Origin of the sequence: Aeoliella sp. (assembly GCF_965227375.1) — a bacterium.
In the GTDB taxonomy this organism is placed as follows: Bacteria; Planctomycetota; Planctomycetia; order Pirellulales; family Lacipirellulaceae; genus Aeoliella.
This window is the reverse complement of the sequence record NZ_CBDDFX010000001.1, coordinates 2,721,539-2,734,789: the sequence shown is the minus strand read 5'-3', so window position 1 is coordinate 2,734,789 and position 13,251 is coordinate 2,721,539. Positions and strand designations below refer to the sequence as shown.

Below are 13,251 nucleotides of genomic sequence, written 5' to 3'. Positions count from 1 at the left end.
ACCGCATGCCGAGGTGATAGCAAGGAGTAGATGACCTGCGGATCCTAAGGCGATTGAAAGGCATAACTTACCCAATGTAGTGGAGTTGGTGGTTTCACCAGCCTTTGCTGATTGTCCCGGAATGTCGGCTACACGACTTTCCTGCTTGAAATACGATTGCGGCACACATAGGCAAGAAGAACTGTGCCTGCAAGCAGCGATACCGCACCTGGCTCCGGTACGACGTTGGGCGATGGGCGACCACTTTCAAACGTAAGCGTGTAACCTGCTTCTTCTGGAGTACGTCCGTCCGGCAAGGTGATGGACTCGATCGAAAGCGTATCGAGAAAACCTGCTTTCAGCGACCACACCAACTTATTGAGCCACGCTGGTACCGAGAAATCATTGAGTGTCGCCTGAATGCCGTAGCCAACGTCGAAAGATCCTTCGAGTATCTGTCCTTCACGTCCCAAGGGAAGCAAAACCACTGGAGCAAGGTTAACGTCGTATGTGCCGATGGCAGAATAGTCGACGTCGATATTTGTTTGGGGACCATAGAGATAGATGCGTGTATTGATCTGAGGATCTCCTCCTCCGCTGAACGTCTGCTCTATCACACCATCCAACTCCAACTGAAGTCGAAGATAGCCAGGGGAATTCGGTTCCGGGCCCTGCAACACGTCCCACTCTAAGAAAACGCGATCGGTTGTGCTGATTTGGGCATCTGCGCCGAGTGTCAGAAAACTAGGGCCGGGATCAACCTCCACTTTCGCTTCAATCGCAGCACCTAGCGTCAGCGGACCGGCAACGTAAGTGAAGGTGGCATCAGCCTTGTATCCCTCCACCGTTCTTTCGAAGTCAAATTTCTTCCCAACAAATGCCAATGGATTAGGAAGTGGCATGGCAAAGTCTTTGCTCTGAAATCCGACGAGATCCGTTTCATAGTGACCTTCTGCAACGAGGCCAATATCTTGTCCACACACCAACCGAGTGTTGCAGCACATCAACAAGGCAGCCATTGCCACCATGCTCATGCGCACTAGAAAGTTGGGGGAAGAGATCAGAAATGGCCTAGAGTGCATTGTTCACCTCCAAATTGACTTCAAGCGATACTTAGTTGCTCCGGGCCTCGGAGGCGAGCTCTGACACACAAAGGCACGGCTCGGCCCCCAGAGAAATCAGAAGAGAAACCAACGAAACGCGAAAAAATCAGGCGATTTGGCGCCCAATCCCCCCATTTTGGTTACAATCTTTCCGACGGCGATATTAGCCGGATCGCACACCGATGGCCAGGAACGCAACCGGAACAATCGCCCAAGCTCATCATTCAACGGGAACTTCTTTTCTTGGGGGGGAAAGCTACCATGGGCGACTCTGTACGTTCCACATCGTCCGTCGCATGCAATGCCGAGATGCTGAAATACCTCCGCGAGCAACGTGGATGGACGCAAGAGGAGCTGGCGCATCGGGCGGAGTGCAGTGATCGGCTCGTGCGCAAGGCCGAGTCGGGTCAGCCGGTGCAGCGGCAGTCGATCGCCAGCTTTGCGGCCGCGCTCGACTCCGCGGAGCACCCGGTACACCCCGATGACCTGACGAGCGACCCGGTGGCGCTAGCCAAGAAATACACCGAGGCGCTGCACGTGCATCAGGCCAATCTGGTCGACGCCATTCGACACTTCCTGGACGACGAAGTGGTGTTTCGCATCTCGGGCGATCCCGCGGTGGTGCCGTTTGCCGGCGAGCACCGAGGCGTCGAGGCGATCGACCGTGGTTTCAAGCTCTTCTTCTCCATCCTCGAACTGCCCGAGAATCACAACTTCACCCAGCACCATCGCTACATCGCGCAAGGCACCGACGTGGTGATCTGGGGTGAGAGCTACCTGCACCCGAAGGGCCAGCCAATGGCGAAACCAATGAGCATCTCGAACCTGCTCCGGTTCCGTCGTGGCAAGCTCTACCACTTCGAAGACAACTACGACACCCATTGGGCAGCGCAGGTATTAGCTTAAGAGCACCTACGCAAGTACCAATGACTTGAACTCTTCGTCGCGTGAGGAATCGTCTTCGTCGCCGGCAAAAGTCTCGTCTTTCGCCTGCGGTGGCCCGGTCAACAGCGGCTCGCCCACTTCCTGGCCGCCCAGCAGCAACAGTAGTGCTTCGCCATGGAGGTCCGTCGCGGTTTTCGCCGAAGTTTTCACCACGTTCGAAGCCACAGCGCCTTGGGCCACCGGCGACTGGTACATGGCAAACGCCGCGTCGGTAGAGTTGTGCTGGAACTGCACCGGCAGACTCTCACCGAAGTGATCCTTCCACACCTGCTGGTCGCTGGTGGTGACGAGGCCGTCCCCGTCGCCATCGGCCCCTTCGTAGGGGGCCATGCTCGCGCCCAAGTTGTTCCGCCACACGGTGTAGTCGGCGAGGTTCACCGTGCCGTCTTGGTTGTAGTCGCCAGGTAGCGTGGGAAGGGGGGCGCTTGCCACCGCGGCCGCGGCGGCGGGTACGGTGGCCAGGGAGAACGTGAATGTGTCGTACACGAACGACGTGGTGCCGTCGCCGGGGGTACCATAGATTTCGGTGGTCAGGGTGCCATCGGTTGAGACCACAAAGTTGGCAAAGTGGTGCAGCGTGTCGTCGCGCACGGCCGTCCAGTAGGGAGCGGGATCGGTGACGAAGTGCGACCAGTCGTTGCCGCGGTTCGAGAGCTTGCCGGCGGGGCTCACTTTGATCCACACCACGCCATCGTCGGTGTCGTAGTCGGTCAGGTTCGTGTCGGTGATCACGGGATCGCCGGCGCCGACGCCTGTGAGCGGGTAGGTCCGTTCGTAGTTCTGATCGTGCCCTGAGAGGACCAGGTGAACTCCGTTGGCCTCGAACACCGGGCCGAGTTGGTCGCGGAGTGCGATGTTCGACTCGTGACTCGTTCCGTCGGAGAACGCGGGCACGTGCATGTAGGGCACGATCCACTGCTGCCCTCGCGCCTGGGCGGCTTGGATATCGGCGACGATCCAATCGACCTGATTCTGCGGCAGCGCGTCTTGTGGATACACGGCCAGAATGGAAACGAAGTGCACCTGGCCGACGTCGAAGCTGTAGACCTGGAAGTTGTCCGTCTGCGTCGCCGGCAGCGCCATGCGGTTGATCCACAGGTCGTACGATTCCTGCAGCAGCACCTCGTGGTTGCCCAGCGTCGGCATGAACGACGTGTTGGTGAGGTACGGCGCCGACTCGTTGAACCACACATCGATGGTTGCGTCGACGGTGCCGTAGCGTTTGTCGTTGCTGTAGTAGGCGTAGTCGCCACCGCCCAGCACCACCAGCGGGTCCAATCCAGCGATGTCGTTGATCACCTGCTGCGTGCCGGTCGACAGTCCGTCGGGCCGGTCAAGCAGCCCCATATCTGTGAAGTAGACGAAATTGAAATCGCTCGGGCCGTCGGGCCCGGTGCGGAACGAGTGAATGTCCGACCACAATCCCGCATCACCGAGCACCCGGTATTCATACTCGGTGTCAGGCGTGAGGCCGGTGATGGTCGCCTCGCGGAGCGTTCCGGCGGTGCCGCTGGGCTTGAGCGCGCCCGACGTGCTCTGCCAGGCGGTTTCGCCCAGTTGGCGATAGTCGACGGTCGTCGGACCGGTAGTGCCAAAGGTTCGCCACACCACGGTCTGCGTGGTGGCCGTGTCGAGTGTCCACGACAGGTGGATCTGGTCGGGGGGTTGAGGCGCTTCGACGACTTGAAATTTCACCGTGAGCGAACCGAGCAAGTCGCCAGACGCCCCGCGGCCGCTGTAGGCGGTGCCGGTCAACGTATGGCTACCTGGCGCGAACGAGCCGGCGAAGTAGTCGCCGCTCTTGTCGCCAAACAGGGCGTATGGAGCACCGTTTTCGGTGCGGAAGCTATCGTCTGTGTCGAGCCCGAACACCAGACTGCCGACACTGCCCGTGGTATCGGCGCGCACGTTCAATCCGCCGCTGGGCAACTGCGTGAGGTCGACCGTCAAGCCGTCGGTGAGCGCCATGATCGGCTGATCGGTCACCGCGTCGATCAAGGTAAATCCGGTGACGACCGAGCTAGTCGGTTGGTCGGTTACCACAACCTCCACGTCGTCGGCAACGACGAACTGACCATCGTTGGCTGTGATCCGCAGCACGAACGTGCCGACCGCGGCGAACGTGGCCGTGGTGTCGACGCTCGAGTCGTCGCCAAACGCCACGCTGCCGGGACCACTCACCACGCTCCACATGGTCGAGAGCGGATTGCCCGGGAAGTCGTCGTCGGTCACCGTTGCGTCGAGGTCCGCCGCGTCGGTTGGTAGCGTGATCGATTGATCGCCGCCTGCGTCAACGGTGGGCGCCGTGTTCATCGGCGGGCCGGTTTGGTTGATCACGTTGAACGCGACGGTGTAGGCCGCACCCTCGTCGCCACCGCCATTGCGGCCGCTGAACGGAGTGACCGTGAGCGTGTGCGCGCCCAGTGCGAACGAGCCGGCGAAGTAGTCGCCGCTCTTGTCGCCAAACAGCGCGTAGGGCGCGCCGTTTTCGGTGCGCGTGTTGGCCTCGCCATCCAGGCTGAACCGCACGCTGCCCTGCGGATCGGCGACGTCGGCGCGCACGTTGAGGTTCACCGTCGACAGGTCGGCCAGGTTGATCGTGGCACCATCGACAAGCTCGCCAATCGGCTCATCGGTGTCGGCGTTGATGAGCGTCATGCTGGTGACCGGCGATTCGGGTGGATCAGGCGGGTCGGGGGGATCGGGCGGGTCGACGATGCCGTCGCCCAGGATCTCGATACCTTTAATCGCCGGGTTTTGCACCTCGCGCAAGAAGTCGATATCGAGGTTGTCATCGGCAGTGACCATGAAGCTCTTCACCACGCCGGCGTTGCCGCCCACTTCGGCGAAGACGTCGTAGTTGTCCAGCACGCTCGCGCCTTCAATCTCGACGTCGAACTGGCGCACGCCGGCAGCGAACGCGCCGCTCCAGGTTTCGGCGAAGTACAAACGAACTTCGTAGTCGCCCGGCGTTACCGGGAAGTCCCACAGCAAGTTGGCCACGCCCGGCTTGTCGAACCGCTCGCTTTGGAACACTTCGATCGGCGTGCCAGCGGGGATCGACGGATGGGTCATGTCGATCTCATTGCCGAACATCGACGCGGCCGAGTTGCCCGAGTCGGCGTTGTTCCACTGCGAGGGAGTGGCCGCGGTGTCGGCCTGCCAGACCGGATCGCCGGCGATCTCAGCACCTCCGGCGTTCACACGATACAGAACCGCTAAGAGCCGGCGGTCTTCGAGCGCCTCGAGTCCCAGCGGCCGATGCGCAGTTCGACCAGTGGAATGCTTGCGAGCCATGATACTACTCCCCAGTTGCAAAACTTCGTGCAATCAATGCCGAAAGCCTGCGAAGTGAGTACGCAGATTTGCCGCATCGCTACCAGGTGCACGACGGTGAGCGTTCCCGACGCTCAGAGGGCACGCATCGCCCCCGCGTAACCCCAAACCGACCTCCCAGACGAAGAGTCGCCGTGCACCGATTCTCTAGACGCTACCCCCAAAACACCCGAAATCGGACACCCAGAGTCTAATAGTCGCCGGTGCGCGAGTCAAGAAAACGCAGCCTCTCGCAATCCATTCCATTCGTCGCCAGATTCCGCAGCGCGAGTCGTGCCAGATGCGGGCTCTGCGGCTGGAGAATTCGACGGCGGCGAACTGGCCTGCTCCGCCCGCTGCAAGAGCAGCAACTCGACGCCCGAAGCACTTTGACTGCCAGGGTTAAGGTCGTTTTTGACGATACCGGCTGCGGGCGGATCGCTGGCTGAAGCTGGCGACAGGTACATCGCGAACGCTGCATCGGTCGCCCCAACGGCAGCCCCAACGGGGGGTTCGACTGGCGTGAGCGGGATCACCGTGTTGCCAAAGTTCTCGCGCCATACCGCATAGTCGGCCGAGTCGACCACGTCGTTGCCACTGCCATCGGCATCGAGCACGGTGGTGCTGCCGAGGTTGTTCCGCCACATGACGTAGTCGGCCAAGTTCGCCATGCCATCGTGGTTGTAATCGCCCACCGGATAGTCGGGCACGCCTTGCGACTCGTACGCGCCGATGTCGATGCGCAGTCCGCCGCCACCGTCGACGACTCGCGCGAACCCTTCGCCACGCTGGTCGTGCTCCATCGGGTCGTAAGCAATTGTTGGATCGCCCGCATCGATGGCGGGGCTACCGGGGAGCAGCGCGTGCGTTAGTGTGGGGCCGCCATGATCGGCCAGCGGGCCGAGGTGGGGGTCGATTGGTGTCGTCGTACCGCCGAATAGGTTGCCTGTGTCACCGGCAATGGAAAGCAGTTCGTCTGCTATACCAATGATGCTGTAATTGATGGTCAGAACCCCGTCCGGGTCGACGGCAAGGTCTGCCCCAACGGTAGCAGTATTGCCTGCGACGACTGAATTCTCGATGGTCAGCGTAGGATTACTGTCCGTGTCATATGCGAATATGCCGCCACCGTGCCTTGTCGAGGCGTTGCCGTGAAGGGTGCTGTTTTCGACGGTGATGTTGCCGGCGATGGTAAACACACCGGCACCACTGCCAACGCTGTTATTACCACTGAGCGTGCTATTGGAAAGACTCACATTACCCGCGTAGGTGCGTATGCCACCACCGCTGCCACCACTGGAATTCCCGTTTATGGTGCTTTGCTCAAGGGAGACATCGCCAAGCAGGGTGAAAATGCCACCACCTTCGGCGTTGCTAGTATTGCCACTGATGGTACTCTGACTAATCGACACCTCGCCAAGCAGGGTAAAAACACCACCGCCGTCTTTATTCGACCGATTGAGAGCGATCAAACTGTTGTTCAGAGAGACGTTACCAGCGTAAGTGCGAATTCCGCCGCCGTCGCTGCCGGAAGAATTCCCACTGACCACGCTGTCTGCGAGTGAGACGTTCCCCGAGAAGGTAGCAATTCCACCTCCGCCGAATGTTGAACTATTGCCGTCGAAAGTGCTGCCCACTACGTCGATGGTCCCCGATATCGTGAACAGCCCACCCCCGGCAGCTTCGGAATCGTTATTGATTACAAGACAATCGTTGAGGTTTAGAACGCCATTGGATCCGAATAGAACAGCGGCTCCAGATGTTGCCGCGAGGCCACCTGTTAACGTGAGACCGGTCAGGTTCAAGTCGCCTGTACTGTCGGTATAGTGCAATACTCGCGACTGTTGCTGGGCGTCAATTGTTATCGATTCGGCCAGCCCCGTCGCATCAATCGTAAGCGAGTTGGTGATTAGTAGCTCGCCGCCAACTAGCAGGATAGTCTCTCCGCTGAGTGATGGATCAAACTGGATTCCGTCGACATAGCTTAGTGAGTTAGCTCGGTTAACTGCCTCGCGGAGCGTCGTGACACCGTTGTAAATGTCCCCATCATCGGTATCTGCCAGGCTGTTGACGACTTGGGGAACTGCTTCAAATGCTCCGATGTCCATGCGACCATTAATGACACGCACATAGGGCGCCTCGCCACGCTGGTCGAACTCTTGAGGGTCGAGTTCAATCGCGGGGTCACCAGCATCCAATGCCGGGCTGCTAGACAGCAGCGCGTGCGTCTCCGTGTGCCCACCGTAGTCAGCAAGCGGTGCAAGTTTTGCGTCAACATCTAAAACATTGCCTGTGCCGGTCTCTGATGTGATATTCGACCCACGGGTGGCGGCGATTAACGAGTAATCAACTACGAGTGGGGTGGCCGAATTAATGTACAAATCGCGACCCCGATTGTCGCCAAGATTGCCGGCGATGATGGAATTCTGGAGAGCTACCTGAGAGATGTCTGAATCAAATGCGTAGATTCCCCCACCAAAGCTCCTCGCTGAGTTGTCGGCAATTGTAGACTCTTCGATAGTCAGCACATCGCCACCAAAGAAGATGCCGCCGCCATCGTCGAGAGTGCTGTTGCCGCTGACAGTGCTGCGCGTGAGATACAGACTACCATCCTCTACGTAGATACCGCCGCCATTGTCGGCTGTGCTATTGCCGCTGACAGTGCTGTCGACTATGTGGACTATACCTGACCGAGCGGCAATTCCTCCACCATCTCGGTTGGTGAATCGGGTCTGATTCATGTTCACCGTGCTTGCGGTGATTGTTATGTTTCCGGAGTTGGCGTAGATTCCACCGCCAGCACTGCTGGAGGTGTTCTCGGCAACCGTGGAGTCGACGAGGGTGATATGCCCCGAGGACGTACCGACGCCTCCGCCAGAACCATTGGAAATGTTCTCGGTAATCGAGGAGTTGTCGAGAGTGATGTCGCCGGAAGACGCAAAGATACCTCCACCAGCACTTTCACTCGAGTTGGCTTCTACATTACTGTTTTTGAGCGACACATCACCCGAAAGGGCGAGTATGCCGCCACCTCCGTTGGTGCTGATATTCTCGGAGACAAGGCTGGCTTCCAGTATCACATGGCCTGCCGCTGCATATATTCCGCCGCCAGCGCCGCGATTGCCTTCGACCACCCCGTCGGTGATGGCCAGTACCCCCGTGGAGCCAAAGTAGATCCCACCACCATCGAGACTCGTCCAGCCACCGGTAATCGAGAGATCCGACAGCGCCAAATCACCGGCGTCGTGGGAGTAGTTGAGTACTCTGGAATTGTGCTGGGCGTCTATGGTGAGCGCCCCTTGCTCCGGACCAATGATGGTGAGCGAGTCCGTAATTCCCAACTCCCCCTTCGTCAGCAAAATCGATTGTGGGCTGCCAAAGATCGCAGGGTCAAACGTAATTGTGTTCTCGCCTGCCACCAGATTGGCGGCGTTGATCGCTTCTCGCAGACTCACGCTGCTGTTGGGATACTCAAGCTCGTCATCGATTGTAGTCACCACGAACGGCGAAGGCAGCTCGATTTGCACTTCGTACGCTCCCATGTCGACAGCAGTGCCAACTTTGCGCGAGAAGCCTTCCCCACGCTGGTCGAATGGTGAAGGCTCCGTTTCGATGCCAGCGTTGTACGCAGGGCTACCTAGGAGTAAGGCATGTGTGTGGGTGGGACCGCCATTGTCAGCAAGTGGGCCGAGGATCGGATTGACGTTGAGTACGTTTCCTACACCGGTGCTATCATCAATGCTTGTCCCCTCAGTACTGCCAAAGAGGCTATGGTTGAGCGTAAGGCTCCCGGTTGTCTCGACTCGCAAGTCCCGCGAATCAAATCGGCTCGAATTGCCCGCGACAATAGAATTCTCGATTGTAATGGAGCTGACCGTGGGATAGTTGCGCACGTGCACACCTGCCGACACACCTCCTAAAAAGCCGACTTTCGCTCGATTCTCAGTGATCGTGCTGCTGTAGATAGTCAATGTCCCGGAGTAAGAGAAAATAGCGCCTCCGTTGTCGGCGGCGGCGTTTCCGCTAATCGTACTGTTCGTGACCGTTATCTCTCCCCCCCCTGAGCTGATACCGCCACCGTTGTCGTTAGAACTGTTGCCGCTAATCGTACTATCGATCACCGTCACACTACCGCCACCCACTGAGATACCTCCACCATCCGACGTCGTGGAATTGTCGCTTACACTGCTACGTGTGATTGAGACACTTCCAAAAGTCGCGTGTATACCACCGCCATGTCCACTCCCCCAATTGCCGCTCACTTCGCTATCAATGAGTGTTACATTTCCGCGAGTTGACGAGATCCCGCCGCCATATGCAGAACTGCCTAGAGTGCGGTTTCCTATGATCGAACCATCAGTGATCGACACATCTCCTGAAAGCGTCTTAATTCCTCCTCCATCGGCGTCGCGTCCTCGCGTGTAGTTTCCACTGAGTGCGCTTCCAGTGAGCGAAACATCCCCCAAATTCGAAAAAATTCCGGCACCTCTGGAAGAGTTACCCCTGGTGGTGTTTTCAGTAATCGTACTGTTTGTCACGACAACTTCACCAGAGATCGCATAAACTCCGCCGCCGTCAGCACCCGCTTCGTTTTTGCTGAGGAGGCTACCTGCTATGGTTATGTTTCCAGAACGAGAGTGAATGCCGCCCCCATCTCCTGTGACAGTGGAATTGCCGCTGACAGTGCTTTCGCTCAGCGATACGGAACCGGCATCGGTGTAAATTCCACCGCCATAAACAGCGGCGTGACTGTCAGTAATCGAGCTGTAAGACAGCGTGACAACTCCATCGGAAAGAAACTGTATGCCTCCGCCGTTGCTGCCGCCACCGGAGTAGCCTCGCGTGATGGTCACCCCACTTAGACCGAGGTCACCAGTCGACGCCGTGAAACTCATCACGCGCGAGCTATGCTGGGCGTCGATCGTCAAGGCATCTTGCCCGGGTCCGACAATCGACAGGCTCTCGGTGATCTCCAGTTCGCCAGATATGAGGGCGATCGTGCCCGAGGTGGCAACACCTTCGAAGACGATTTCATCGGCGCCCGCTTGAGTATTTGCCTGAGCGATGGCGTCACGAAGACTGCCGACCCCGCTGTCATCTAGATTGGTAACAGCGAAGGTGGCCAACACGCGGCGGTGTTCGAGTGGTTCGATGCGGAGCTTGCGTTGGAGCATGGTGTCGATCAGGTACCTTCGAACCGGCGGGAAATCGTGACAGTGAGACAGACAGCTACCGCTACCACCAGCCACAACGAAGCCGGTTCCGGCACGGTGGTCGCGGCGAGCGGAGCGGGCAGGGCCGATGCGCGGGCGCCGAAGTTTTGTTTCCACACTTGGTAGTCGTCCTGGCCGATGGCTCCGGTGAGGCCGGCGGCGCGACTGCCGTCGGCGAACACGGCGACCGCGTCGCCGCCCAGGTTGTTGCGCCACAGGGTGTAGTCGGCGGCGCTCACCACTCCGTCGCCGTTGTAGTCGCCGGTGACCGCTGGCAACTGCCCGACGGTCAACAGCGTGTAGCCAGCCAACTGGCCGGTGGTGAGGAACTCGAGCGTGTAGTCGTCGCCGAGCGTCGCAGAGGTGAGAGGCTCCCATTCTGCGGTCGACACGTCCCAATACTCGATGGCATCGGTGCCGCCGATGAGATCGAAGAACTCGGTGAGCGAGTCATCCGCATTGCCCTGTAGCAACAATCTGCCGCCAGTCGACATGCGCACGCGCCCGTCGCTGCCCAGGTCGTTGTCGATGGTGAGCGCTTTGGCAGTGACCTCTGCGCCGGCCGAGATGGTGAGCACGCCAGGACCGTTGAAGGCGACAATCAGCGTCTCTTCAATGTGGAATGAGGATCCGGGGCCATCGATGACGACCTGCCCCGAGGCGGCCGCACCCAACTGGCCATAGGTACATTCGACATTGGCGCCTCCGGTTACCAGCATCGAAGCACTTCCCTTGCCACCGACATTCAGCGATTGGCTAACGAATGTCGAGCCTGATCCATCGACGGTGACCGCGCCAGCCGATCCACCCAGATAGCCGAGATAGCTGGTTGGGCTGCTGACGACGCCTCCGTTGAGGATGTGAAGCTCGCCTTCGCCGGAGTCGCCGACGCGCAGGACGCTGCCGGAACTCAAAGTCGAACCAGCGCCTTCCACGGTAACCACGCCGGAGGATGCCTGACGGTCCGCGATGTAAATCCCTCTGCCCTCTCCGGCGACAGATGCTCCACCTGTTACCAGTAACGCCCCATCACCATCGTATCCGACGTTGAGACTACTGCTCAGATTCCATTCCGAGCCATCTCCATCGATAGTTACATTGCCCATCGCTCCTGCGAAATATCCGATGTAGCCAGCTCCCGATGCAAGTTGAATTCCGTCAGCAATTTGCAGCGATCCAGTGCTCTTGTAACCCGCTCCCATGTCGTTTAACCCGGTGGCGTTGAGGTGCAGGGTGATATCCTGGCCGGGAAGCTCATCGATGTGCAGCGTTTGCTCCAAGCCATGGGCTGCATCGAATACTAGATCCATGTCGCTAATCAACCCCGTGGCATGGATCGTGCCGACGCCGGGCAGTTGATCGGGGCTGGCGTAGAGCATCCCTGTAGTGAGCGCTGCATCGTCGAACTCGATGGTCCCGACGCCGCCTCTTGTAGAAACGTGGGTGCTACTTGCCGTAACGTGCCCACCCTGCGAGATGCGGAGCGTCCCCTGGCCTTCGATGGCCACCGTTAATGGCCCCGTGTTGGTCCAAGTCGAACCCTCGCCATCGACGGTAACCACCCCTGTGGAGTTAGCCAAAGTAGCAACATAGCCTCCGGTACTTGTCACGGTAGCTCCGCCAGTGATATCGAGAGTTCCGTCTCCAAGTGGTCCCACCACCAAGGACGACGAAAGCGTCGCAGCCGACCCGATGCCATCGACATACAGAGCGCCAGTCGAGCCTGGCTCTGCTCCGATGACGGCCCCATCCCGCGTACTGGCAATGCTGCTAATCGTGGCGCCGCCCAACACGTTAAGAGTGCCATCTCCGAATCCACCAACATGGAATGGGTACTGCATGGACAACATCGATCCCGGCCCTTCGACCGTGACCACGCCCATCGAGCCCGCCTGGCGAGCGATGTACGCTTGGGGCGTGATGATTTCGCTTCCGTCGTCGATGCGCAACTCGCCATGGGCCGTATCGCCGACGATGAAATCCGTGTTGCCCAGATACAACGGATCGTCGAGCGGGTTGGTGAGCATCGTGAGCGTATTGCCAAATTCCTTCCAGACGTCCGTCGCACCGGTGCTCTGCGGGTCGATGGTGTTCGCTGCGTGCGCACCGAGCGCGCTGAGGCTGAACAGAAGGGCGAGGCAAGTTCTCGAAGTGGTCATCTCTCAAGCTGCTCGCGCGCGACGGGATTCACGACATGTGCTCAGAAGCTTCGAGTATAACCGGGATTCGCGCCGGCGGACACTTTCGGGCGTTCGGGTGAAACCAGTAATCCGGACCCGTAGAACGGAATTCATTCCGTTAGTGGAACGGGGGCCTTTAAACGGAATGAATTCCGTTCTACGTGGTGGTTTTCTTACAACTCCGTGGGAGAATGGGGTTGCTGAGCGTTCACCAGACCTGGGGCGACGATGGTGTTGTGGCGGGTTGGTGGCGAGCTGGCTCTGGGTTTACTCCGGGCGCTGACGCTTCCGGCTCGCCGGAGGGTTTTGTCGCACCGCTGGGGGTTTTGTCGCACCCAATGCGTTTTGCGCGCGACTGATCGGCTGGGGCAAAACTCGGCTGGTGTTGTATCCCGTTGCAAGAGAACGACTTACGAGAAGCAGAATCAACCATATGGGTTTTGTCGCAGGGAGAGTTTTGCCGCAGTAGTGCGACATTATCCGCGAACGGAGAGCTTTGTCCCCAGCCTCGACCAA

Annotated in this window: 5 protein-coding genes; 1 reads left to right on the top strand and 4 read right to left on the bottom strand. The window is 59.0% G+C overall.

What is annotated here, in order from left to right:
• Positions 1 to 128: 128 nt before the first annotated feature.
• Positions 129 to 1,013, bottom strand: coding sequence for a hypothetical protein (locus tag ACQK2L_RS11185; protein WP_425397048.1), 885 nt, complete (start codon positions 1,011 to 1,013; stop codon positions 129 to 131).
• 330 nt (positions 1,014 to 1,343) lie between these two features.
• On the opposite strand from ACQK2L_RS11185, the gene ACQK2L_RS11180 reads away from it, so the two are divergent.
• The gene (locus tag ACQK2L_RS11180) at positions 1,344 to 1,988 is read left to right on the top strand and encodes a helix-turn-helix domain-containing protein (protein ID WP_425397047.1); all 645 of its coding nucleotides are present in this window, start codon (positions 1,344 to 1,346) and stop codon (positions 1,986 to 1,988) included.
• A gap of 6 nt (positions 1,989 to 1,994) precedes the next feature.
• Here ACQK2L_RS11180 and ACQK2L_RS11175 read toward each other — a convergent pair whose 3' ends face one another.
• The 3 genes from ACQK2L_RS11175 to ACQK2L_RS11165 all read right to left on the bottom strand — a co-directional run bounded on the left by ACQK2L_RS11175 (position 1,995) and on the right by ACQK2L_RS11165 (position 12,714).
• Positions 1,995 to 5,324 (bottom strand): fibronectin type III domain-containing protein, encoded by a 3,330-nt coding sequence (locus tag ACQK2L_RS11175; protein WP_425397046.1) that lies wholly within the window; start codon positions 5,322 to 5,324, stop codon positions 1,995 to 1,997.
• A 251-nt stretch (positions 5,325 to 5,575) separates the two neighbouring features.
• Positions 5,576 to 10,516 (bottom strand): choice-of-anchor Q domain-containing protein, encoded by a 4,941-nt coding sequence (locus ACQK2L_RS11170; protein WP_425397045.1) that lies wholly within the window; start codon positions 10,514 to 10,516, stop codon positions 5,576 to 5,578.
• An 8-nt stretch (positions 10,517 to 10,524) separates the two neighbouring features.
• Positions 10,525 to 12,714 (bottom strand): hypothetical protein, encoded by a 2,190-nt coding sequence (locus ACQK2L_RS11165; protein WP_425397044.1) that lies wholly within the window; start codon positions 12,712 to 12,714, stop codon positions 10,525 to 10,527.
• Positions 12,715 to 13,251: the final 537 nt, after the last annotated feature.

Bases quoted from the DNA above. Each gene is read 5' to 3' on its own strand.
- ACQK2L_RS11185 (WP_425397048.1), bottom strand. From the start codon at position 1,013: ATGAGCATGGTGGCAATGGCTGCCTTGTTGATGTGCTGCAACACTCGG.
- ACQK2L_RS11180 (WP_425397047.1), top strand. From the start codon at position 1,344: ATGGGCGACTCTGTACGTTCCACATCGTCCGTCGCATGCAATGCCGAG.
- ACQK2L_RS11175 (WP_425397046.1), bottom strand. From the start codon at position 5,324: ATGGCTCGCAAGCATTCCACTGGTCGAACTGCGCATCGGCCGCTGGGA.
- ACQK2L_RS11170 (WP_425397045.1), bottom strand. From the start codon at position 10,516: ATGCTCCAACGCAAGCTCCGCATCGAACCACTCGAACACCGCCGCGTG.
- ACQK2L_RS11165 (WP_425397044.1), bottom strand. From the start codon at position 12,714: ATGACCACTTCGAGAACTTGCCTCGCCCTTCTGTTCAGCCTCAGCGCG.